Here is a 21,719-nt window from a genome sequence, read left to right as displayed (position 1 = left end):
TGAGCAGAATAGCGCCAAACCTTGCTGGGTAAAAGGCGTTAGGAATTATTGTCGTTTGTCGTGGTCCACTGCTCTTTGTCCTGATTTGTCGGCATTCTGCTACGGTTATGTCTGTGAAAGACGTGGATTTTTCTTAACATTGATTGCAAATTAGTTCTAGTATGAACTATACTGATTCGAACAAAAGGTTGATGACGCTATGAGTCATGCAAAAAAGGAGCCGTCTCTGTCGCTTATCCGGGAACTCGCGCGGACATTCCAGGCGTTTGAACAATTGTCGGCTTTTCATATCCGCCAGATGGATCTCACGCCGCCACAATTTGATGTGGTGGCGACACTGGGCAATACGCCGGGCATGAGCTGCAAGGAACTGTCGGAAAAAACGCTGATCACCAAGGGAACGCTGACCGGGGTGATCGACCGCCTGATTGAAAAAGGCGTCGTCAGTCGCTGCGCGCAGGAACAGGATCGCCGCAGCGTCATGGTGGCATTGACCCCGCAAGGCGAGGCTTTGTTCCAGCACGTGTTTCCGGCGCACATCGCCTATATGAAAACCGCCTTCGACCTGCTGGAACCGGCGGACATGGACGAATTGTGCCGTCGGCTGGCTCAGCTGCGTTCTGCATTTAACCAGGTACTGGAGCAAAAAAAACATGAAATCGAGTGAGCGTTATTCCTCACCGGCCATCGCATTGCACTGGCTGATTGCCGGGCTGATTGTCGTTACCTTTATTGTTGGCCTGCTGGTATCCGACATGCCATTGTCGCCAGCCAAATTCAAATACATCGCCTGGCATAAGTGGGCAGGCATCACCATTCTGGCGCTGGTCGCCGTGCGCTTGCTGGTGCGTCTGCTGAAGCGCCCGCCAGCCTTGCCGGCACACATGAATGGTCTGGAGCGTCTGCTGGCACATGGTGGCCACCTGGCACTGTACCTGTTGATGTTCGCTGTGCCGCTGACTGGCTGGCTGATGAGTTCAGCCTATGGTTTCCCGGTGGTGCTGTTCAAACTGGTGCAACTGCCTGATCTGATCGCCCAAAACGAACAGTTGGCGGCCACCCTGAAGACTGTGCATGAAACCCTGAACTGGATCATGGCCGCCTGTGTGGCAGGCCATGTGCTGGCCGCCATCAAGCACCATGTCATCGACAAGGACGGCATGCTGTATCGCATGAGCCTGCACAGCCCGCGTCAATAAACCCTTACCTGAAGTGAGAACGAGCATGAAACAACTGAGACTGATTCCTGCTGCATTGCTGCTGGTCGCCCCGCTGTTGCAGGCCGCGCCGCTGGACACAGGCAAGAGCCAGATCAACTTCAGCATGAAGCAGCTGAATGTGCCGGTGACCGGCAGCTTCAAGAAATTCAGCGGCACCGTGGTGCTGGACCTGAAGAAACCAGAAACCGGCAAGGCCGACATCAGCATCGACACCGCCAGCATCAGCCTGCCGACCGCCGAAGCAGTGGGCGAGGCCAAGAAGGCAGACTGGTTCAATGTGGCTAAATTCCCGTCGGCCCGCTTTGTCAGCAGCAGCATCAAGAACCTGGGTGGTGGCAAATTGCAGGTGGCTGGCAAGCTGACCATCAAGGGCAATACCCGTGATGTAACGGCTCCCTTCGTGGCCCGTCAGGAAGGTGCCTTGACCGTGGTGGAAGGCGTGCTGCCGGTATCGCGGCTGGCTTACAAGATTGGTGAGGGCGACTGGGCCGATACCGGCACCGTGGCCGATGAAGTACAGATCAAGTTCAAAGTGGCCATTCCGGCCGGCAAATAACACTCAGGAGAGTTAAGTCATGATGAAGAAAGCCTTGTTCGCTGTTGCGTTTTCGGCCTTTGCTGGTGCCGCCCTGGCTGCCCCGGTGAGCTATAGCGTGGACCCGACACACACCGTGGCCCAGTACGAAGTGCGTCACCTTGGTTTCTCGGTACAAACCGGTGTATTCACCAAGACCGCCGGTAATGTGGTGCTGGATACCGAGGCCAAGAAGGGTGCCGTAGACATCACCATCGATACCAACTCGCTGCAAACTTACCTGGCTGCGCGTGATACCCACCTGAAGAGCAAGGATTTCTTCAATGTGGCCCAGTTCCCCACCATCACCTTCAAGTCGACCGATCTGAAGTTTGCTGGTGACAAGCTGGCTGCTGTTAACGGCAACCTGACCATTCTGGGCGTGACCAAGCCGGTTACCCTGACCGTGACCAACTTCGGTGGCGGCAAGAACCCGATGAGCGGCCAGGAAACCTACGGTGCCAACGCCGAAACCACCATCAAGCGCAGCGATTTCGGCATGAAGACTTTCCTGCCGGCGATTGCCGACGATGTCACCCTGAAAGTGAGCATCGAAGCCGTCAAGGCACAGTAATCCCGCTATTGCTGTAGCAAGACCAAAGCCCGCAGATGCGGGCTTTTTTCATGGAATGGCGGGGTGCTCAGTGCGACTGCAGGCTGAAGCTGATTGGCACCAGAATGCGCGATGCGATGGCCGTGCCATCCTGGCGGGCCGGTACAAAGCGCCAGTCGGCCACCGCGGCGCGGGCCGCTTCGTCCAGCCGGCGCGAGTGGCTGCCGTCGACGATGTCGATCTGGCCGGCGCGGCCTTCGGGTGTGACCAGCACCCGCAGCACGACACGGCCTTGTTCGCCCAGTTCACGCGAACGCTCCGGATAGGGCGGCTCGGGGTTATGCAGATAGGCCGTGCGGTATAGCGCGGGATGATTCTCTGCACCGCTGGTCGCCGGCATAGTGACGGCTTTGCCTGGGGGGCTTGCGGCCAGCTTGTCGTTGGCAGGGCTGCTGGCCGGAGTGGCCGGTGCCGGGCTGGCTATAGCCTGCTGTGGTTTGCTGTCCGCCGGCAGGCGTGGGCCGGGTGTCGGTGTGGGCGGGGTGGTGAGCAGGGGCGGTGTGGAGGCTTGCACATGCTTTGTTGGCGGGCTGACGGTGTGCGGCGTCTGCGGCATCCGCGCCGGCATTGTTTGTAACTGTAATTGCAGGCCGGTTTGTGCCGGGGCCGCTGCGGGCGCTGCCGGCCAGAACGCGTGGCCGTAGCCCAGCAGCCCGGCATGCAGCAAGAGCGACAGCAGCAAGGCCGTGGACAGGGACAATGACAGGTGCGGCAGTCGCGGCATGTAGTGACTCAGCAGCGCATGTTGGCCGACGGGCGTGCGTATTGCCACCAGGCGACTGCCATCGACAGCAGATAAAAAACCAGGAACAGCATGAAGGCGGGCACGAAGCTGGCGAACCAGTCCAGTGCGCTGCCGAAGGCCTTGGGGATGAAGAAGCCGCCCAGCGTGGCCGAGACCGAGCTGATGCTCATGGCGGCCACGCCGCGCCGTCCGCCTCGGGCATAGGCGTCGGCAATGCTCTCGCCGCTGCTCTTGGCCTGCCGGCCGGCCTCGATCAGAAATACCTTGGGTGACAGCTGGTAGGACGAGCCATTGCCCACTCCAGCGGCAAAGAACATCAGCAAAAAGGCACACAAGAACAGGATGAAGCTGCCGCCGTCGAGCTCACCGGGCAGGCTGGCCAGAATGAGCAGGGTGCCGATGACCATCAGTGCATTGCACACCAGCGTGGTGATGCCGCCACCGATGCGGTCACCGCACCAGCCGCCTATAGGCCGGGCCAGCGCGCAGATCATCGGCCCCATGAACAGATAGGGTGTGGCATTGACCAGTGGGAACAGCGCGTGCGCCAGCAGCGGAAAGGCCGCGGAAAAACCGATGAAGGTGCCGTAACTGCTCAGATACAAAAGGCAGATATACCAGGTGTGGCGCTCTTTCATCATCAGCCACTGGTCGTGCAGGGTCAGCCGCAGCTTGGGCAGGTCGTGTGCATACAGCAGGCAGAGGGTGGCAATCAGCAGGATGGGGATGATCCAGATATAGCCGGCGTTCTGCAGCCAGATGGGATGCACCTGCGCACCACGGCCCCAGATTTGCGGCTCGCCGGCCAGGCTGCCAAACAGCGGGACGGCAATGGCCAAGGGCACCACGATCTGCACCACCGACACGCCCAGATTGCCCATGCCGGCATTCAGGCCCATGGCAAAGCCCTTGGCCGACTTGGGAAAGAAAAAGCTGGTGTTGGACAAGTGTGATGACGACGCGGCGCCGCCAATGCCGCAGCAGGCGGCCACCAGCAACAGCAAGGGGAAGGGCGCGCTGATGTCCTGCACCAGCCAGCCCACGCCCAGCGCGGGAATCAGCAGGAACAGCGTGGAAATGCCCAGCCAGGTGCCACCGCCCACCCAGCTCCAGATGCAGGCGTAAAACAGCCGCATGATGGCCCCCACCAGTGGTGGAATGGACACCAGCAGAAATTGTTGCTGGCCAGTCATGGCAAAGCCGACTGCCGGCAAATTGCTGACCACGATGCTCCACATCATCCATACATTGAAATTCAGATGCAGGGCGAGGGTGGAGAGCAGGAGATTGCGATTGGCAATCCTGCGGCCGCGGGTTAGCCAGAAAATGATGTTTTCCGGCTCCCAGCGCTTGATGCTTACCGTCATGCCCGAGGTCTCGAAGAAGTCAAAATGTGCGTCATGGCAACGCAAGTCGCGCAGTATGAGCGCCACCTGTCGAGCATAGATTGCGATGTATCAACTGCGCCATGTTGAAACTTGCGTAGATGCGTCATGCAATTTCGCGCATCTTCAGTGCCTCGACAATATCCACCGCCACGATGCGGCTGACGCCCTGTTCCTGCATGGTGACGCCCACCAGCTGCTCGGCCATTTCCATGGTGAGACGGTTGTGCGAGATATACAGGAATTGGGTGCGTTCGGACATTTGCTTGACCAGATCACAGAAGCGGCTGGTGTTGGCATCGTCCAGCGGCGCATCGACTTCGTCGAGCAGACAGAACGGAGCCGGGTTGAGCGAGAACAGTGAAAACACCAGGCTCATCGCCGTCAGCGCCTTTTCGCCACCGGACAGCAGGTGGATGGTGCTGTTTTTCTTGCCCGGCGGCTGGGCGATGATCTGCATGCCGGAATCCAGCAAGTCTTCACCGGTGAGCACCAGCTCGGCACGGCCACCGCCAAACAGGGTGGGGAAAAACTCACGCATCTTGCCATTGACTGCTTCATAGGTGCTTTGCAGCATCTGGCGTGTTTCACCGTCTATCTTCTGGATGGCTTCTTCCAGCGTGGCCATGGCCTGGTTCAGGTCTTCGGCCTGGCTGCCCAGATACTCGCCGCGTTTGCGGGCTTCTTCCAGTTCTTCCAGTGCGGCCAGATTGACCGCCCCCAGCCCTTCCAGGGCGCGGGCCAGGCGGGCGATTTCTGCGGCCAGTGAATTGGGCTTGATGGCATCGGTGAGGTCGGCCAGCAGCGCGGCCTCGTCGGCCTGGGCTTCTTTCAGCTCCTCGGCGAAACGTTCCATGGCCAGGCGGGCTTCCTGGTGCTTGAGCAGCCAGTCGGAACGGCCTTCGCGCAGTGCCGGCAGGGCGGCGTTGACCTCGTGCTGGCGCTGGGTCAGCTGGCGCAGCTGCTCGGTCATGCCGTTCAGGCGGTCACGGGTGTGCGCCAGTGCTGCTTCGTGCTGTTCGCGCAGTTCCAGCGCTTGTTGCATGGCCTCTTCCGGCACGGTGTCGTCGACGGTCTCGGCTTCTTCGGCCAGGGCTTCCAGCCGCTCGGCCAATTGCTGGTCGCGCTCGTCCAGTTCGCTGGCGCGGCGCGCCAGTTCGCCGGCTTTCTGCTCGGCGGTGTTGAGTTCCAGGCGGATTTCATGCAGTTGCCGTTCGGCATCGCGGGTTTTGTTGCGGGCCAGTTGCAGGCCGGTTTCGGCATTCAGCCGGTCCAGCCGCACTTCTTCCAACTGCACGGTCAGCTCTTCCAGTGTCATGGCCGACTCTTCACTCAGCAGTTCGCCTTCTTCGATTTCCAGCGCAGCCTGCTGTTGCTCCTGGCGGATGCGCAAGCGCTCGGCCTCGATAAAGGACAAGCGTGCAGCCCCCTGGCGGGCCGCCTGATCCAGCTTGACGTGCTCCAGCGTCACCGCATTGAGCTCGGCTTCCAGCCGGGTGAGCGAACCTTTTTGCGCCCTGACTGCTTCGGCCAGCATGCCGTTCATGCTTTGCAGCGATTCACGGCGCTTTTGCAGTTTGTCGATGTCCGGTGCCAATTGCTGCTGGCGGCTATGGGCGGCTTCCAGTTGCTGCTTGCGCACCATCACGCCGGCGCCGCTGGCCTCGCTGTGAAAGCTGACACTGCTGGCACTGACCCGGTGGCCCTGTGGAGTCAGCAGGCATTGGCCGGCCAGCAGCTGGGCGCGGCGGGCGATGGCCTGGGCCAGGTCATCGGCCAGATACACGCCATCCAGCCAGTCGGCCAGCGCGGCGGTAAATGGCGCGCTGGCGCTGATCTTGTCCAGCAGGCGCGGCCAGGGCTGGGCGGCCGTGGCCGCTGGCTGTTGGCCATCCACCACGGTCAGCGCTGCCGGTGGCTGCTCGGCGCAATGGGCGGCACGGGCGGTGAGTCGCTCGCCCAGTACCGCTTCCAGCGCGCCCTGCCAGAGCGGGTCGATCTGCACTGATTGCCAGAGCTGCGGGCTGTGGCTCAGGCCTTGTTGTTCCAGCCAGTCGGCCAGTTTTTCACCGGCGGCCTCGCGTTCCAGTACAGCAGTCAGCGCGGCCACTTCGGCTTCGGCCCGCGCCAGTTCGGCACGCTGGCTGGCCAGTTGCTCGTCCAGCTTTTCCCGCTCGGAGGCGAGGTCGGCCAGTTTGGCTTCGTCGGCCACCACCCGTGCGCGCACCGCGTCCTGTGCCGAGCGCGCCCGTTCCACTTCGGCTTGCGCCGCCGCTTGCTGGACGTGGTCGGGGAGGTTGAGTTCGGTCAGCTCGCGCTGCAACGATTGTTCGCGGCCGGCTAGCTGTTCCAGTGCGCGACGCTGGTGCTCGGCCTTTTGCCGCGCCAGGTCGCGTTCGCGGGTGAGGTTGGCCTGCTGTGCCAGCAGCTGTGCCTGCAACTGGTCGCGGGCACGGAATTCGGCCTCGGCCATCGGCAGCAGGTCGGCACCGTCTTCCAGCGCCATCTGCGCCTCTTCCAAACGCATCTGGGCTTCTTCGCGCCGTGGCAGCCAGTCGTCCAGTTCCATGCCGGCCTGACGGCGGCTTTCGGCCAGTTGTTGGCGTTCGCTGCGGGCGGCGGCCAGTTCGCGCTCGACCCGTACCTGGTTTTGCTGGCGATGGCGTTGCTGTTCTTCCAGCCTTGCCAGTGCCGCATTGGCTTCAAACAGCCGCTGTTGTGCTTCATGTACCGCATCGCTCACCGCGTAGTGGCTTTCGCGCACGGTTTCCAGTTCGCTATCCAGATGGGTGAGCGCCGCTTCCATGGCGGCTTCTTCGGTTTCGATGCGCGACAGCTCAGCACGCGCGTGGGCTTCGTTGCGGCTTGCCTCTTCGCGGCGGGCCAGCGCCAGCAGGTTTTGCTTGTGGGTGAGGGTGCCGCGCAGGTCGTGGTACTGGGCGGCCACTTCGGCCTGTTCGCTCAGCCGTTCCACCTGGCGCTCCAGCTCCTGGCGCAGGTCTTCGATGCGCTCCAGATTGGCACGGGTGTCGGCGATGCGGTGTTCGGTTTCGCGGCGGCGTTCCTTGTATTTGGAGACGCCGGCGGCTTCTTCCAGATAGGCGCGCAGCTCTTCCGGGCGGGCTTCGATGATGCGCGAGATCATGCCCTGTTCGATGACTGCATAGCCACGTGCGCCCACGCCGGTGCCGAGGAACAGATCGGTGATGTCGCGGCGGCGCACTTGCTGGTTGTTGATGTAGTAGCTGGACTCGCCCTGGCGGGTCAGTACCCGCTTGATGGCCACTTCGGTGTACTGCCCCCACGGGCCGGTGAGCTGGCCGTCGGCATTGTCGAACACCAGTTCCACCGAGGCGCGGCTGACCGGCTTGCGAGTGGAGGAGCCATTGAAGATCACGTCCTGCATCGACTCGCCGCGCAGCTGCTTGGCGCTGGATTCGCCCAGCACCCAGCGTACCGCGTCAATCACATTGGATTTGCCGCAGCCATTGGGGCCGATTACCGCCACCAGCTGGCCGGGGACCGGAATGCTGGTGGGATCGACAAATGACTTGAAGCCGGAGAGTTTGACGTGGGTCAGGCGCAAGGCGTCCTCGCAGGATGAATGAAGCAACGGCGGCATTTTATCAGGGTGGCGGCATTTGGTCGGATTTGCTGCAGATCAAGCGTCAAACTGCGCCAAGAGTTGTCAGCGCTGTTGTCAACTTTGTTGTGCCATAATGCCCGCATGGAACCGTTATCGCTGACCGATCACTTTCTGATTGCCATGCCCAATATGGCTGATCCCCTGTTTGCCCGCTCGCTCATTTACCTGTGCGAGCACGGCGAACACGGTGCCATGGGCCTGATCATCAACAAGCCATCCGGCATCGCCATGGTGCAGTTGTTCGAGCAGATCGACCTGCCGCTGGAAAACGATCCGCTGCGTGGCGAGTCGGTGTACTTCGGTGGGCCGGTCCAGCCAGACCGTGGCTTTGTGCTGCATGCGCCAGCCGGGCATTGGCAGTCCAGCCTGCAGGTCAAGGACGGCATGGCGCTGACCACGTCCAAGGATGTGCTGATTGCCGTTTCCGAGGGCCGTGCCCCGGAGCGCATGCTGATTACCCTGGGCTATGCCGGCTGGACCGCCGGGCAGCTGGAGCAGGAAATCCGCGACAACAGCTGGCTGACCGTCAAGGCCGAGCCTTCCATCCTGTTTGATCTGGCGGCAGAGCTGCGCTACGACGCCGCCATGTCCTTGCTGGGATTTGATCCCTCCTTGCTGTCGGGAGATATCGGGCATGCTTGAGGGAACGGTACTGGCTTTTGATTTTGGCGAACGGCGCATCGGCGTGGCCATGGGTGAAACCATGCTGGGCATTGCCCATCCGCTGCTGACCATCGATACCGAAATCACCGACGCCCGCTTTGCTGCCATCGGCAAGCTGATCGACGAATGGCGACCGGCGCAACTGGTGGTGGGCCTGCCCATGCACCAGGACGATACCGAACACCAGATGACCCAGCTGGCACGCCGTTTTGCCAACCGTCTCAAGGGCCGCTTCGGCCTGCCGGTGTGGCTGGTGGACGAGCGGCTGACTTCGGTAATTGCCGAATCCATGCTGGAAGAGGCCGGCGTGCGTGGCCGCAAACAGAAACCGGCGCTGGACCAGGTGGCAGCCCAGGCCATTCTGGCCACCTGGTTCGAAAGCCCCGGCATCGCCGTCTGAATCATCCATCATCATGCATCTATCGCCCCGTTTGCAGACATCCATCCTGATGCTGGCCTTCCTGCTCAGCCTGTCAGGGCTGGTATACCTGCTGCTGGACCCGGCACGCAGTGCCAGTCAGTGGCAGCCGGCCCCCGGCCATGTCGAATCCAGCCGTATTCTGGTCAATAGCCCGCCCGAGCATCCCGACCAGATCCACTGGGAGCCTTATGTGCAGTACCTGTACACGGTAAACGGCGAGCTCTACCACGGTGATCAGCTATACGCCGTGGCTGCCGGCCTGCCGGGCGATCACAGCAGTGCCGAAGACATCACCCGTCGCTTTCCTGCCGGCAAGGCCGTGGTGGTGTATTACAACCCGCACGAGCCGACGCGCGCGGTGCTGATCCGCGCCGGCGACAGCAGCATCGGCAGCGGGCAGTTCATTCTGGCGGCGCTCAGCACCCTGTTTGGCTGGGCCTTGCTCGACCGTCTGCTGCAACGCTGGCGGCTGGGGCGCGGCAAGCGGGCGGCAGCGCATGGTTGAAAAGCTGCTGCAAAGCCTGATGCTGCTGGCCGGACTGGCCGCTTTCGGCTATCTATGGTGGCTGGGGGCCAAGGGCGATGCGTCGAGTAGCTGGCCCAGTGCGGTCGGCATCGTGCAGCAAAGCCAGCTGGAACAGCGCCAGGTCAATGCCGGTGGCGATCGCGACAATACCTGGGAATACTTTCCCCACATCAGCTACCACTACCAGGTGCAGGGGCAGGACTATCAATCCACTAACCGGCGCTTTCCCAACCCCGGTTACAGCCGCAGCCAGCAGGAAGTGGCTGCCATCCTGGCGCGCTATCCCGCCGGCGCGCAGGTAAGGGTGTATTACAACCCGGCCAATCCGGCCGAAGCCTGCCTGGAAACCGGTCAGCACTGGACCGCCTGGGTGGGCAAGGCGATTGCGCTGCTGATGGCCGTAGTGGCTGCCTGGCTGCTGTGGCGCGGGCAAGACTGAAGCGTCAGCAGGGAGGCCGGACATCCGGCGGCCCTTGTCAGCAGGTTTTTCCATGCCAATCGACTGCCGTACCGGATAAAGCAATTTATCCCCCCGCCCGATTAAGCCATAATGCCAGCAAAACCAAGCCGCATGGCACTTGCATCCACGCCATGCCATAACAAGGGGACCGACTATGTTGGCCATTATCGGAGGCAGCGGTCTAGCCAAGCTGCCGGTTCTGGAAGTAACCCATCGCCAGGTAGTGAGAACACCGTACGGTGATCCATCCTGCGCGCTGACTTTTGGCCGCATCGGTGAGCAAAACGTGGTGTTCATCGCCCGCCACGGCCACGGCCACTCGCTGGCACCGCATGAAATCAATTACCGCGCCAATATCTGGGCGCTGCACAACCAGGGCGTGAAAGGCATTCTGTCCATCGGCTCGGTCGGCGGCATTCGCGCCGACATGGGACCGGGCACGCTGGTGGTGCCGGACAACATCATCGATTACAGCTGGGGCCGCAAGCACACCTTTTTTGATGGCCCGGAGCGGCCGGTGGTGCATGTGGATTTCAGCAATCCCTACGACGACGGCCTGCGCAGCAAGTTGATCGAGGCGGTCAAGGCCAGCGGCAAACCAGCCGTCAACCAGGGTATCTACGCCTGCACCCAGGGCCCACGACTGGAAACCGCAGCAGAAATCCTCAGGCTGGAGCGCGATGGTGCCGATATAGTCGGCATGACCGGCATGCCCGAAGCCTGCCTGGCCCGCGAATTGAACCTGCCCTATGCCCACCTGTGCCTGGTCGTGAACTGGGCCGCCGGCAAGGGTGGCAGCGCCACGGTGAATTTCGATCCCGCGACGGCCGAAGCCGGCATCAGCGATGTCACCGCAGTGCTGCTGGCGATGCTGTCTTGAGCGCAGCCCCGGCTATCAGGTCAGAGCGGTTTGCCGTAGCCACGGCAACCATGGATGGATTGAAAGGTAAATAATGAGTGAGTTTGCAGGGCAACTGGCCTTGGCGCGGTATTTTGATCCGGCCAGTGGCGCAGCGACTGAAACGGAAGTTCTCGTACTGGAGCAGGCTGATCGACAATGCCTTGTCATGCGACTGCCATTGCCGCTGGTCGACTTGCTGGCCAGTCTGTCCTCGGGCAATGCGCCTGCGGTGGCGGAAATATTTCATCTGGATTCATCGCAGCTGCATGGCTTGCATGCCGCTACGCCGAGTGAGCTGGAGCAAGTGCATCGCTGGGCAGCGCGCTACTGGGTGGCGCGGCATGGCGCCAGCAAGTTCGACCAGACTCCGCCTTTTGTCCCTGGACAAACTACCGTTCCCCCATCCGGCAAGGTGATTGGCACGCCCGAGCTGCTGGCCATGACCGATGCCGTGATGGATGGCTGGCTGACCACCGGCCGCTTCAATACCCGCTTTGAGCAGGCGCTGGGGCAGTTTGTCGGTGTGCCGCATGTGCTCACCACCTCGTCTGGCTCTTCGGCCAATCTGCTGGCCTTCATGGCCCTGACCTCGCCACGGCTGGGTGAGCGCGCCATCCGTCCGGGTGACGAGGTCATTACCGTGGCCGCTGGTTTTCCCACCACGGTCAATCCGGCCATCCAGTTTGGTGCCATCCCGGTTTTCGTCGATATCCAGCTGCCTACCTACAATATCGATGTCAGCCGCATCGAGGCCGCCATTTCGCCCAAAACCCGCGCCATCATGCTGGCCCATACCCTGGGTAACCCGTTTGATGTCGCGGCGGTGAAGGCGCTGGCTGACAAGCATGGCCTGTGGCTGGTGGAAGACTGCTGCGATGCCCTGGGTGCGCGCTTTAACGGCCAGCATGTCGGTACTTTTGGCGACCTGGCCACCGTCAGCTTTTATCCGGCCCACCACATCACCATGGGCGAGGGCGGTGCGGTGTTTGGCCGCTCTGCCGAGCTGATGGCCATTGTCGAATCCTTCCGCGACTGGGGCCGTGACTGTTACTGCAAAACCGGCTGTGACAATACCTGTGGCAAGCGGTTTGGCTGGCAGTTTGGTGAGCTTCCCTTCGGCTACGACCACAAATACGTGTACACCCATGTCGGTTACAACCTGAAAATCACCGATATGCAGGCGGCCTGTGCCCTGGCCCAAATGGACCGTCTGCCCGGTTTCATTACTACACGCCAACAGCATTTCGACTACCTGAGCCAGGCGCTGCAACCACTGGCCGATCGCCTGCTCCTGCCACAAGCCACGCCAGGCAGTGAGCCTTCCTGGTTCGGCTTCCCGCTGACCTTGCGTCCCGAAGCGGGTGTGGCGCGGGTGGACCTGCTGGCCTATCTGGATAGCCAGAAGATTGGCAGCCGCCTGCTGTTTGGTGGCAACTTGCTGCGCCAGCCCTATATGAAAGGCGTGCCGCATCGCGTCAGCGGTGGTCTGGAGCAAACCGATACCGTCATGCACGATACCTTCTGGATCGGACTGTATCCTGGGCTGACCACGGCGGCGCTGGACTGGACGGTTCAGCAGTTGCGCAGCTATCTGGGTGTATTTGACTAGGCCGGGCCAGAACTCAACCGTTTCCGTTTCGAGGAAGACTGCATGACGACTCCACGTGTCACCATCGGGATGCCGATTTACCGTGAAGCCCGCTACCTGGACATGACCCTCCAGTCGCTGCTGGCGCAAACATTCGGCGATTTTGAACTGATCATCTCGGATAATTGTTCTGATGATGGTACTTACGAAATCGCCGAACGCTATGCCAGCATGGATAGCCGTATCCAGTTGCTGCGTACCGAGCAAACCATTGCCGCCCCCCAGAATTTCTACCGCATTTTCGAACGTGCGCGTGGCGAATACATGATGTTTGCGGCTGGTCATGATCTCTATCACGCCAGTTTCATTGAGCGCTGCGTGCAGCAGCTGGATGACAATCCCAATGTAGTGCTGGCCACCGCCGCCACCGCCTGGTTCAACGATAGTGGCGTAGGGTCGGTGATTGGCGGTGCTTACGATACCCGTGGCGTTGATAAGCTTTCACGCATGACGGTGGTGGTATGGGGCCTGACCTTTGCCTATCAGCTGTATGGCCTGAACCGTATGTCTGCCTTCCGCCAGGTGCAGTATCGTGATGTGCAAATGCCCATCATGGGCATCGACCACGTCATGCTGTTCGAAATGGCCAGCCTGGGTGAGTTCGCCCACAACCCGGAAGTGCTGTTTTTCCTGCGCCAGGCGCACGACTTTGGTGACCCGGAAGCCTACAAGCGCAAGCTGATGCTGGACGGGGTGGATGGATTCCAGAGCTTCGAGAACCAGATCAATGCCTATATGGATGTCATCCGGCGTAACCTGCCGCCAGGAGTCGATCGCGACATGTTCATCAATAACGTGGTGAACTGCTGCCTGCTCAAGTATCGCAATACCCTGCAATGTTATGGACTCGACTTCACCCAGATCAGCGAACAGACTTCGCCGATCCTGGCGCAGTACCTGACGGTGCAAAAAGACATGGCCAATTTCATGAATATCCTGCTCGGCGAGCGCTACGGCCACATCGCCTGAGGTCAACAGCAATGGCTGATGGAGAACAACAATGAAAGCAGTGATTCTGGCGGGTGGTCTGGGGACGAGAATATCCGAAGAAAGCCATTTGAAGCCCAAGCCGATGATCGATATCGGAGGTAAGCCCATCTTGTGGCACATCATGAAGATCTACTCTTCACATGGCATCAATGACTTCATCATCTGCCTGGGTTACAAGGGCTATGTGATCAAGGAGTATTTCGCCAATTACTTCCTGCACATGTCAGACGTCACCATTGATTTCTCCAACAACCAGATGGAAGTGCACGAGCGGCATGCCGAACCCTGGCGTGTGACCTTGCTGGATACCGGTGAAAACACCATGACGGGTGGCCGTCTGAAACGTGTCCGCAACTATCTGGCTGCGGGTGAGAGCTTTTGCTTCACCTACGGCGACGGCGTAGCCGATATCGATATTACCGCCGAGGTGGCCTTTCACCGTGAGCATGGCAAGCTGGCCACCGTGGCTGCCGTGCAGCCGCCAGGGCGTTATGGTGCTTTGCTGACGGATGGCGCGCAGGTGACCGGTTTCCGCGAAAAACCACCAGGTGATGGTGGCTGGATCAATGGTGGCTTTTTTGTGTTGCAGCCTGAGGCCATTGATTTTGTGGAGGCCGATGCCACCAGTTGGGAAGGCGAGCCCATGGCCGAGCTGGCCCGCCATCAGCAATTGATGGCATTTGAGCACAATGGCTTCTGGCAGCCGATGGACACCCTGCGCGAGAAGTCGCAGCTGGATGATTTGTGGCGCTCGGGTAACGCCCCGTGGAAAGTCTGGCCATGAATCCGCAGTTCTGGCGCGGCCGCAAGGTGTTGCTGACCGGGCATACCGGCTTCAAGGGCAGTTGGCTGAGCCTGATGCTGGCTGGTTTTGGTGCCCGGCTGGCCGGTTATGCCCTGCCGGCAGAGCCGGTTTCCCTGTTTCGCCAGGCCGGGCTGGACGCCTTGTTCGAGCTGCATGCCGAGCAGGACATTCGCGATCCCGCCATGCTGGCGCAGGTGATGGAGCAATTCAGCCCCGAATTGGTGATCCACCTGGCCGCCCAGCCGCTGGTGCGGCGCAGCTATGCCCAACCAGTGGACACCTGGTCGAGCAATGTCATGGGTACGGTTCATCTGCTGGAGGCGGTACGGCATTGTCCTGCGGTGCAAGCTACGCTGGTGGTGACCTCGGACAAATGCTATCAAAACCAGAACTGGAACTGGGGCTATCGCGAGTCGGACCCGCTAGGAGGCCATGACCCCTACAGTGCCAGCAAGGCTGCTACCGAGCTGGTGGTGCAGAGCTATCGGCAAAGTTATTTCGATGCTGCAGGCCCCTTGCTGGCCACGGCCCGTGCCGGCAATGTCATCGGCGGCGGCGACTGGAGCGAGGACCGCCTGATCCCTGATATCGTGCGCGGCATGCAGCACGCCAGCCCGGCGCGTATTCGCTTTCCTGGTGCCACCCGGCCCTGGCAGCATGTCCTTTCCTGCCTGGATGGTTACCTTACCTTGTCCGAACGCTTGCTGGCCGGCGAAAGAAATCTTGCCCAGCCATTCAACTTTGGCCCTGCCGCTGCCGATAACCTAACAGTGCTGCATGTTTTGCAGGCCTTGCAGGCCAGCTGGCCGGCGCTGCGCTGGGAGCTGGGTGACGAATCGCCTTTGCATGAAGCCGCGCTGTTGGCCCTGGATGCCACACGAGCCAATCTGCAACTGGCCTGGCGACCGGCCTTGAGCCTGGAGCAGGGTTTGCAGTGGACTGCCGACTGGTATCGCCAGGTCGTGGATGCACCTGATCTGGCGCGAGCGCTCACTGAGCAGCAGATCGCAGATTATCTCGTCCTGTCAGCCCGCAGCTGAGCGCTGGCCGGGTAGCAAGGAATACCGTGAGCAGCAAATTTGAAATCCAAGCCCTGCCGCAGGCGGGCGCTTACCGGGTAAGCCGCCAGCCCATCGCGGATAGTCGGGGTTTGTTTGAGCGCCTGTATTGTGCCGAGGAGCTGCAAGCATTGATCGGCAAGCCGCTGGCCCAGATCAATCGCTCGCTCAGCACCCGTGCCGGCACCCTGCGCGGCATGCATTTCCAGTATCAGCCCCGGGCAGAAGTCAAACTGGTGTCCTGCCTGCGCGGTGCCATTTTCGACGTGATCGTCGACATCCGTGCCGGTTCGCCAACGTATTTGCAATGGCATGGCGAGGTCCTGAGTGAACAGAATCATGTGGGTATCATTGTGCCGCAAGGGTTTGCCCATGGTTTTCAGACCTTGGTTGACGATGCCGAAACCTTGTATTTCGTGGACGAATTTTTTGATCCGGAACATTATGCCGGCCTGAATCCGCTCGATCCTGCGCTGGCGATTGACTGGCCGTTGCCAGTCAGCGAAATGTCGGAGCGGGACCGCACTTACCCGCTGCTGCCAGACTTTCAGGCGGTGTGCTTATGAGCAAGTCCGTGCGGCGTATTGCCATTAGCGGTGCCAGTGGTTTTATTGGCCAGCATGTACTGGCAGCCTTACAACACAGCGATGACGAGATCGTCGCGCTGTGTCGCGATCCTTCCCGCCTGCAGCAGTGGCAGCCACGGGTGGAAGTACTGCAGCTGGATCATGCCAAGCCACCGGCCGATGCTTATGAGCAGATGGGCCGGCCGGATGTCTTGCTGCACCTGGCATGGCAGGGTTTGCCCAATTATCAGTCCTTGCACCATTTCGAGCAGGAATTGCCACGGCAGTATGCCTTCTTGCGCCAGCTGGTGGCCGAGGGACTGCCGGCGCTGGTGGTGGCCGGAACGTGTTTTGAGTACGGCCTGCAGTCAGGGGCCCTGTCCGTGGCACAGTGGCCACAACCTGCCACACCCTATGCGCTGGCCAAGCATGTCCTGCATCAGCAGCTGCGTTTTCTGGCGCAGCAAACCGGCTTTTCCCTGAGCTGGGCGCGGCTGTTCTACATGCATGGTAGCGGCCAGCCACCCCAGACCTTGTGGTCACAGCTGGAGGCCGCCGTGGCAAGAGGCGAGACACGTTTCAATATGTCGGGTGGGGAGCAGCTGCGTGATTATCTGCCGGTGGCCGAAGTTGCCCGGCAATTGCTGGCGCTGGTACGCGCCCCCGGCCAGCCTGCACTGTGTAATATCTGTTCCGGCCAGCCGGTATCGGTGCGGCGTCTGGTGGAAGGCTGGATTGCCGAGCAGGGCTGGAACATAGACTTGAACCTGGGTCATTACCCTTATCCGCAACATGAGCCAATGGCCTTCTGGGGTGTCCCGGCCAGGTTCGAGCCCAAGAATATATGAGGAGTGTGCCGTGAAAGCCGTGGTCAAACCCCGCATCCATCTGGATGACAGAACCCCTCTGGAGACGGTGATTCCGTTATCCACCCCGTTTATCCTGAATGTTGATCCGGCCAGTGCCTGCAACTTCCAGTGTACTTTCTGCCCCACTGGCGATCGCGGCCTGATCAAGGATACCGGCCGTTTTCAGGGGCGGATGAAGCTGGAAGTGTTCCAGAAGATCATTGACGACCTGGCAGCCTTTCCGCAGCCCTTGAAAGTGCTACGGCTGTACAAGGATGGCGAGCCCTTCCTCAACAAGAATCTGGCGCAGATGGTCGACTACGCGCGCCGTAGCGGGCGCGCCGCCTATATCGATACCACTACCAACGGTTCTTTGCTGGAGCCGGAACGTGTGCTGCCGGTGATTGAGGCCGGCCTGGATCGCATCAATATCTCTATTGATGGCATGAACCGAGAGCAATACCTGCGCTTCACCAAGTTCGATATCGATTTCGAACAGATGGTGGCCAATATCCGCCATTTGTATGAGAACCGGGGCGATTGTGAAGTATTCATCAAGATTCCCTCGGAACTGATCACCACGGCGCAGCGGCAGCAGTTCCTGGATATTTTTGGCGAGATCGCGGATCGCATCTATATCGAGAACTTTGCGCCATGCTGGCCGGAGTTCGATGTTGAGGCCAGAACCGGCATCCAGATTAGCCGGGGCATCTACGACCAGGATGTGAGTGAAACCAATACCTGCCCCTATATCTTTTATTCGATGTCGGTGAATGCGGATGGTCAGGTCAGCTCCTGCTTTCTGGACTGGGGGCGCAAGCTGCTGATTGGTGATGTGCGCGAGCAATCGCTGGTCGATATATGGAATTCGCCTGCGATGAACGATTTGCGCATTCTGCATCTGGAAGGAAAGCGCAAGTCGCATCCGGTATGCGGCAAGTGCGGCCAGCTATCGCATTGCTTGCCGGATAATATCGATGCCCACGCGCCCATGCTGCTGGAGCGCATGCAGCGCTTTCTGGGGCGGAGCTAAGCAGTGTCCGGCGCTGTTGGCGACATGCTGACCATCGTGCATCTGACTGCCCACCTTGGGGGCGGGGTCGGCAAGGCCATGTGCAGCCTGGTCGCGGGGGGCCGGCAGGGGATCAAGCACCACTTTCTTTGCCTGGAGCGCCCGGAAAAGCAATTGTGGATAGAGCAGTTGCGCCAGCTGGGTGCCCAGGTATCGGTGTGCCCGGATCGGGCGCAACTGGAGCATATTCTCCGGCAGGCCGACGTCGTGCAGCTGGAGTGGTGGAATCACCCGGCCACGCTGCACTGCCTGGCTGGTCTGGATGGCATCCCGATGCGGCTGGTGAGCTGGTGTCATGTATCTGGCTTGTTCAGCCCGGTCCTGCCGCTGGGTTTGCTGGAGGTGTGCGATCAGGTGGTGCTGACATCTGCCTGTTCGCTACAGGCAGAAGGCATCGCCAAGCTGCAGGCCCGGCGTCCACGTCGGCTCCGAGTGATCTCAAGTGGCAGTGGCCTGGCCAATCAGCCGATACCGGAACGTGCTGTCAGTCAGCCCTTGCAGGCCGGTTATCTGGGTAGCCTCAATTTCTCCAAGCTGCACCCGCGCTATGTTGAGTATTTCCGTCTGGTGGCAGATAAGACGCTGGCCATCCGCATGGCGGGCGATGTGCTGAATCAGGCGCTATTGCAAGAACAGGCCGCCAGGATGGACAGGCCGGGCTTATTGCAGTTCGAAGGGTTTACCGCCCGGCCCGGTGAATTCCTCTCCCAAATCAACGTGCTGCCCTATCTGTTGAACCCCACACATTACGGCACGGCAGAAAATGCCTTGCTTGAAGCTATGGCCATGGGAGTGCTGCCCATCGTGTTGGCCAATCCGGCAGAACAGGCGATTGTGCAGCATGGCCACACCGGTTTTGTCATCGAGACTCCACAGGAAATGGCACAAGTCCTGCACATGCTGCAGCAAGATCCTGCACGCCGGCTGGAGATGGGCCTGGCTGCAGCCAGGCAGGTACGTGCGCAGTTTACCGATACGGCCATGGCGGAATCCTTTGCTGCGTGTTATCAGGACCTGATGTCACAAGATAAAGGCATGCACGCATTTTCCCGGGCCATAGGCAGTCAGCCCGAGCAGTGGTTTCTCAGTTGCCAGCCACAGCCTCAGCAATTTTTACAGCAGCAATGGAGTGAGTTGCTGAACGGAGATGGGCGCTATGCCGTGCTGGAGCAAACCAAGGGCAGTGTTTTCCATTTCCATGACTGCTTTCCCGAGAATGCGCAGTTGAGCGGCTGGAGTAAGGCATTGGCATGTATCAACGCGAATTGACTGACATGGACGACCTGGCCCATGCGCAGGCGCTGCTGGGCGAGATCTGCAGCCGCGTTATCCCTGCGGCACCGCGCAAGGTGGACAAGCCGCTATGGCTTTATGGCGCAGGTAATCTGGGGCGAATGGCTTATGCCTACCTGCAGTGGCTGGGCATCCCGGTAGCCGGGGTGGTCGACCGCCAGGCCGCGCATTGGCGTGGGCAGGATGATTGGCAGGGAATCGCCCTGTACGCACCTGATGAGCTAAGCGATACCGATCAGCAGCAAGGCCTGCTGGCCGTGACCATTTCCACCTTGCCCTTCAGTGTATTGCAGCAGCAATTACGGGCTGCCGGCTGGAACGATGTATTGCCGTTTTATGATGTGGCCGAGGCCTATCGCGACCGACACCCTCTGAGCAATGGCTGGTTTGCGGACACGCTGAGCCAACTGGAAATACAGGGCATGCAGCAAGCACTGGCACGATGGGACGATGCCCATTCGCGTGCACATTATCTGCAGTTTCTTGCCTGGCGCTGTTTGCGTGAAGACTGGGTGGATGCCAGCCATCCTGTGCTGCCTGAACAGCGCTATTTCATCCCCGAGCTGCGCGCCTGCTGGCAGGCACGGGAATGTTGGCTGGATGTGGGAGCGCATCACGGAGAGGTCAGTCAGCGTATCCACTCGGAACGACAAGGTGCGGATGACCGCTTTATCCTGATCGAGGCCGATCCTGCCAATGCACAAGTCATCCGGCAGCAATGCCCATCCTTTGAGTTGTTGCCGCTCTGCGTTGGCGACAGCAACCGCCTACAGCCCTTTCTGGGCGGACAAGGCTATGCCTCGCAAGTCACTGCATTGGCAACCGAGCTGGTGCAGCAAGTGACGCTCGACAGCCTGCGCTTGCCTGCCAGCATCATCAAACTGCATCTGGAAGGGCATGAACTGGCGGCTTTGCGTGGCGCGCTGCAGACCTTGTTGCAGCAAAGACCGGTGCTGATGATGACTGTCTATCATAACCGTCAGGGTATGGCCGAGCTGCCCGCATGGCTCGCGGAGCATTTGCCGGACTATCGTTTGCTGTTCCGCCTGCATGGCTGGTGCGGAACGGCTGCCGTGATTTACGCCTTACCATCGGAAAGAATGCACTCATGAATCAGGCTGAATTGTTTCGGCATCTCCAGTCGCTGTCTCATCCCGATCAGCTCTGGACATTACTGCGCCGGCAAACATCTGATTGCACACTCGCCCCCAGCGCTCTGGCTGGTCTTGGTGCTTGTGTGCTGTATGGCGCAGGTTTTTTTGCCAGAGAAGTGCTGCAACAGTGGCAGCAGGCCGGATATCAACCACAAGGGTTGGTGGATAGCAACCCCGCCAAATGGGGAGGGGAGTTGGAGGGGATGACCATCCAGTCTCCGGCTGTGCTGGCACAGCTACCGGCAGGAACGGCGGTGGTGATTGCTGCGATGCAGGTGCATGGCCTGGGTGAGCCATTGCAGGAGCTGGGCCTGGATGTCTGGTATGCCGAGCGTGACGGTAGTATTGGCCGCACGCCTGGTCATTGGCTGTTACGGCATCCAGAACGGGTAGACAAACTGTGGTCTTCCTTGCAGGAAAACCACTCGCGCCAGGTGTTGTTGTATACGATGGCTGCCAGATTGTTCCAGCAGTTCCATTTCCCCATGCAGGGCAATATCTTCCTCAACCCGCTTGCCAGTTCGCCCCAGTATTTTGATCATCGCGTCTGGCAGCCTCGTGGCAGGCAAGTCTATGTGGATTGCGGTGCATTCGATGGTGACTCGATTGTCGCGTTCGTCCGCGCACTGGGTGATGAACATCAGATCATCGCTTACGAGGGTGATCGTCAGAATTACCTGAATGCACAAGCCAACTTGCAGCGCTACCAGATTGCAGCACAGATGCGGCATTGCATTGTGGGTGGTCAGCACGATACCGGTCTGAGTTACAACTGCCGTGATCTTCCTGGCGAACAGGCGGTGGAGCGGATTACACTCGATCAGGATCTGTTTGCACGGGCAATCCATCCGACATTGATCAAGATGGATATCGAGGGGAGTGAGCTGGCTGCGCTGGAAGGAAGCAGGCAAATCATCCAGCAAGTACGGCCGCGGCTGGCTATCTGCAGTTATCACACTACCCGCGATCTGATCGAAGTACCCATGTTCATCATCGAACACGGGGAAAACTACCGCCTGATCTTGCGGCACCATTCACCTAATACCCTGTGGGAAACCGTTGCTTACGGCGAACCTTTGCCCGCTTGAGGCTTTGCCTGCCTGCTCGAACATTTCACCCTCACGGCATGTC

At 60.1% G+C, this 21,719-nt stretch carries 22 protein-coding genes; 19 read left to right on the top strand and 3 right to left on the bottom strand.

Annotated features, from left to right (window positions below):
* The first annotated feature begins 274 nt into the window (after nucleotides 1-274).
* The 4 genes from DBR44_RS12715 to DBR44_RS12700 are packed head-to-tail and all read left to right on the top strand — an operon-like array spanning nucleotide 275 to nucleotide 2,368.
* Nucleotides 275-667 carry a MarR family winged helix-turn-helix transcriptional regulator gene (locus tag DBR44_RS12715; protein ID WP_233578534.1) on the top strand — a complete coding sequence of 131 codons (393 nt, stop codon included), beginning with the start codon at nucleotides 275-277 and terminating at the stop codon, nucleotides 665-667.
* Complete coding sequence (locus DBR44_RS12710) at nucleotides 654-1,199, top strand: cytochrome b (protein WP_124644413.1); 546 nt, start codon at nucleotides 654-656, stop codon at nucleotides 1,197-1,199. The genes DBR44_RS12715 and DBR44_RS12710 overlap by 14 nt, the downstream gene beginning before the upstream one ends.
* A gap of 25 nt (nucleotides 1,200-1,224) precedes the next feature.
* The gene (locus tag DBR44_RS12705; protein WP_233578531.1) at nucleotides 1,225-1,776 is read left to right on the top strand and encodes a YceI family protein; all 552 of its coding nucleotides are present in this window, start codon (nucleotides 1,225-1,227) and stop codon (nucleotides 1,774-1,776) included.
* Nucleotides 1,777-1,795: 19 nt separating this feature from the next.
* Nucleotides 1,796-2,368 (top strand): YceI family protein, encoded by a 573-nt coding sequence (locus DBR44_RS12700; RefSeq protein WP_124644412.1) that lies wholly within the window; start codon nucleotides 1,796-1,798, stop codon nucleotides 2,366-2,368.
* 67 nt (nucleotides 2,369-2,435) lie between these two features.
* Here the strand turns inward: DBR44_RS12700 and DBR44_RS12695 are convergent, their stop codons facing one another.
* The 3 genes from DBR44_RS12695 to smc all read right to left on the bottom strand — a co-directional run bounded on the left by DBR44_RS12695 (nucleotide 2,436) and on the right by smc (nucleotide 8,150).
* Nucleotides 2,436-3,131 (bottom strand): energy transducer TonB, encoded by a 696-nt coding sequence (locus DBR44_RS12695; protein WP_124644411.1) that lies wholly within the window; start codon nucleotides 3,129-3,131, stop codon nucleotides 2,436-2,438.
* An 8-nt stretch (nucleotides 3,132-3,139) separates the two neighbouring features.
* Entirely contained in the window at nucleotides 3,140-4,519 is a 1,380-nt protein-coding gene (locus DBR44_RS12690; RefSeq protein ID WP_124644410.1) for an MFS transporter, read from the bottom strand.
* 124 nt (nucleotides 4,520-4,643) lie between these two features.
* Nucleotides 4,644-8,150 carry a chromosome segregation protein SMC gene (gene smc, locus DBR44_RS12685; protein WP_233578529.1) on the bottom strand — a complete coding sequence of 1,169 codons (3,507 nt, stop codon included), beginning with the start codon at nucleotides 8,148-8,150 and terminating at the stop codon, nucleotides 4,644-4,646.
* Between the two features lie 114 nt (nucleotides 8,151-8,264).
* On the opposite strand from smc, the gene DBR44_RS12680 reads away from it, so the two are divergent.
* The 15 genes from DBR44_RS12680 (at nucleotide 8,265) to DBR44_RS12610 (ending at nucleotide 21,676) form a co-directional block, all read left to right on the top strand.
* Complete coding sequence (locus DBR44_RS12680; RefSeq protein ID WP_124644408.1) at nucleotides 8,265-8,825, top strand: YqgE/AlgH family protein; 561 nt, start codon at nucleotides 8,265-8,267, stop codon at nucleotides 8,823-8,825.
* Nucleotides 8,818-9,246 carry a Holliday junction resolvase RuvX gene (gene ruvX, locus DBR44_RS12675; protein WP_124644407.1) on the top strand — a complete coding sequence of 143 codons (429 nt, stop codon included), beginning with the start codon at nucleotides 8,818-8,820 and terminating at the stop codon, nucleotides 9,244-9,246. Before DBR44_RS12680 ends, ruvX begins: the two co-directional genes overlap by 8 nt.
* 13 nt (nucleotides 9,247-9,259) lie before the next feature.
* Nucleotides 9,260-9,772 (top strand): DUF3592 domain-containing protein, encoded by a 513-nt coding sequence (locus DBR44_RS12670; protein ID WP_124644406.1) that lies wholly within the window; start codon nucleotides 9,260-9,262, stop codon nucleotides 9,770-9,772.
* The gene (locus DBR44_RS12665; protein ID WP_124644405.1) at nucleotides 9,765-10,232 is read left to right on the top strand and encodes a DUF3592 domain-containing protein; all 468 of its coding nucleotides are present in this window, start codon (nucleotides 9,765-9,767) and stop codon (nucleotides 10,230-10,232) included. Before DBR44_RS12670 ends, DBR44_RS12665 begins: the two co-directional genes overlap by 8 nt.
* Nucleotides 10,233-10,407: 175 nt before the next feature.
* Complete coding sequence (locus DBR44_RS12660; protein ID WP_124644404.1) at nucleotides 10,408-11,133, top strand: S-methyl-5'-thioinosine phosphorylase; 726 nt, start codon at nucleotides 10,408-10,410, stop codon at nucleotides 11,131-11,133.
* A gap of 187 nt (nucleotides 11,134-11,320) precedes the next feature.
* Complete coding sequence (gene rfbH / locus DBR44_RS12655; protein WP_124644403.1) at nucleotides 11,321-12,763, top strand: lipopolysaccharide biosynthesis protein RfbH; 1,443 nt, start codon at nucleotides 11,321-11,323, stop codon at nucleotides 12,761-12,763.
* Nucleotides 12,764-12,805: 42 nt separating this feature from the next.
* Nucleotides 12,806-13,771, top strand: coding sequence for a glycosyltransferase family A protein (locus tag DBR44_RS12650; RefSeq protein WP_124644402.1), 966 nt, complete (start codon nucleotides 12,806-12,808; stop codon nucleotides 13,769-13,771).
* A 31-nt stretch (nucleotides 13,772-13,802) separates the two neighbouring features.
* Nucleotides 13,803-14,576, top strand: coding sequence for a glucose-1-phosphate cytidylyltransferase (rfbF, locus tag DBR44_RS12645; protein ID WP_124644401.1), 774 nt, complete (start codon nucleotides 13,803-13,805; stop codon nucleotides 14,574-14,576).
* Entirely contained in the window at nucleotides 14,573-15,637 is a 1,065-nt protein-coding gene (rfbG, locus tag DBR44_RS12640; RefSeq protein WP_124644400.1) for a CDP-glucose 4,6-dehydratase, read from the top strand. Before rfbF ends, rfbG begins: the two co-directional genes overlap by 4 nt.
* Nucleotides 15,638-15,663: 26 nt before the next feature.
* Nucleotides 15,664-16,221, top strand: coding sequence for a dTDP-4-dehydrorhamnose 3,5-epimerase family protein (locus DBR44_RS12635; RefSeq protein WP_124644399.1), 558 nt, complete (start codon nucleotides 15,664-15,666; stop codon nucleotides 16,219-16,221).
* Nucleotides 16,218-17,069 carry an NAD(P)-dependent oxidoreductase gene (locus DBR44_RS12630; protein WP_124644398.1) on the top strand — a complete coding sequence of 284 codons (852 nt, stop codon included), beginning with the start codon at nucleotides 16,218-16,220 and terminating at the stop codon, nucleotides 17,067-17,069. The genes DBR44_RS12635 and DBR44_RS12630 overlap by 4 nt, the downstream gene beginning before the upstream one ends.
* A gap of 10 nt (nucleotides 17,070-17,079) precedes the next feature.
* A complete protein-coding gene (locus tag DBR44_RS12625) occupies nucleotides 17,080-18,102 on the top strand; it encodes a radical SAM protein (RefSeq protein ID WP_124644397.1) in 1,023 nt (340 codons plus the stop codon).
* Nucleotides 18,103-18,105: 3 nt separating this feature from the next.
* Nucleotides 18,106-19,410 (top strand): glycosyltransferase family 4 protein, encoded by a 1,305-nt coding sequence (locus DBR44_RS12620; RefSeq protein ID WP_124644396.1) that lies wholly within the window; start codon nucleotides 18,106-18,108, stop codon nucleotides 19,408-19,410.
* Complete coding sequence (locus tag DBR44_RS12615) at nucleotides 19,392-20,546, top strand: FkbM family methyltransferase (RefSeq protein ID WP_124644395.1); 1,155 nt, start codon at nucleotides 19,392-19,394, stop codon at nucleotides 20,544-20,546. Before DBR44_RS12620 ends, DBR44_RS12615 begins: the two co-directional genes overlap by 19 nt.
* On the top strand, nucleotides 20,543-21,676 hold the full coding sequence (locus DBR44_RS12610) for an FkbM family methyltransferase (protein ID WP_158613610.1): 1,134 nt from the start codon (nucleotides 20,543-20,545) through the stop codon (nucleotides 21,674-21,676). The genes DBR44_RS12615 and DBR44_RS12610 overlap by 4 nt, the downstream gene beginning before the upstream one ends.
* Nucleotides 21,677-21,719 lie beyond the last annotated feature (43 nt).

The sequence above is a fragment of the Aquitalea sp. FJL05 genome, assembly GCF_003852595.1.
GTDB lineage: Bacteria > Pseudomonadota > Gammaproteobacteria > Burkholderiales > Chromobacteriaceae > Aquitalea > Aquitalea aquatilis.
Note: the sequence above shows the minus strand (reverse complement) of the source record. Positions and strands in the feature narration are given on the sequence as shown.

Excerpts from the sequence above, each read along its gene's own strand:
- DBR44_RS12710 (WP_124644413.1), top strand. The coding sequence starts at position 654 with ATGAAATCGAGTGAGCGTTATTCCTCACCGGCCATCGCATTGCACTGG.
- DBR44_RS12705 (WP_233578531.1), top strand. The coding sequence starts at position 1,225 with ATGAAACAACTGAGACTGATTCCTGCTGCATTGCTGCTGGTCGCCCCG.
- DBR44_RS12700 (WP_124644412.1), top strand. The coding sequence starts at position 1,796 with ATGATGAAGAAAGCCTTGTTCGCTGTTGCGTTTTCGGCCTTTGCTGGT.
- DBR44_RS12695 (WP_124644411.1), bottom strand. The coding sequence starts at position 3,131 with ATGCCGCGACTGCCGCACCTGTCATTGTCCCTGTCCACGGCCTTGCTG.
- DBR44_RS12690 (WP_124644410.1), bottom strand. The coding sequence starts at position 4,519 with ATGACGGTAAGCATCAAGCGCTGGGAGCCGGAAAACATCATTTTCTGG.
- DBR44_RS12680 (WP_124644408.1), top strand. The coding sequence starts at position 8,265 with ATGGAACCGTTATCGCTGACCGATCACTTTCTGATTGCCATGCCCAAT.
- ruvX (WP_124644407.1), top strand. The coding sequence starts at position 8,818 with ATGCTTGAGGGAACGGTACTGGCTTTTGATTTTGGCGAACGGCGCATC.
- DBR44_RS12670 (WP_124644406.1), top strand. The coding sequence starts at position 9,260 with ATGCATCTATCGCCCCGTTTGCAGACATCCATCCTGATGCTGGCCTTC.
- DBR44_RS12665 (WP_124644405.1), top strand. The coding sequence starts at position 9,765 with ATGGTTGAAAAGCTGCTGCAAAGCCTGATGCTGCTGGCCGGACTGGCC.
- DBR44_RS12660 (WP_124644404.1), top strand. The coding sequence starts at position 10,408 with ATGTTGGCCATTATCGGAGGCAGCGGTCTAGCCAAGCTGCCGGTTCTG.
- rfbH (WP_124644403.1), top strand. The coding sequence starts at position 11,321 with ATGCGACTGCCATTGCCGCTGGTCGACTTGCTGGCCAGTCTGTCCTCG.
- DBR44_RS12650 (WP_124644402.1), top strand. The coding sequence starts at position 12,806 with ATGACGACTCCACGTGTCACCATCGGGATGCCGATTTACCGTGAAGCC.
- rfbF (WP_124644401.1), top strand. The coding sequence starts at position 13,803 with ATGAAAGCAGTGATTCTGGCGGGTGGTCTGGGGACGAGAATATCCGAA.
- rfbG (WP_124644400.1), top strand. The coding sequence starts at position 14,573 with ATGAATCCGCAGTTCTGGCGCGGCCGCAAGGTGTTGCTGACCGGGCAT.
- DBR44_RS12630 (WP_124644398.1), top strand. The coding sequence starts at position 16,218 with ATGAGCAAGTCCGTGCGGCGTATTGCCATTAGCGGTGCCAGTGGTTTT.
- DBR44_RS12615 (WP_124644395.1), top strand. The coding sequence starts at position 19,392 with ATGTATCAACGCGAATTGACTGACATGGACGACCTGGCCCATGCGCAG.
- DBR44_RS12610 (WP_158613610.1), top strand. The coding sequence starts at position 20,543 with ATGAATCAGGCTGAATTGTTTCGGCATCTCCAGTCGCTGTCTCATCCC.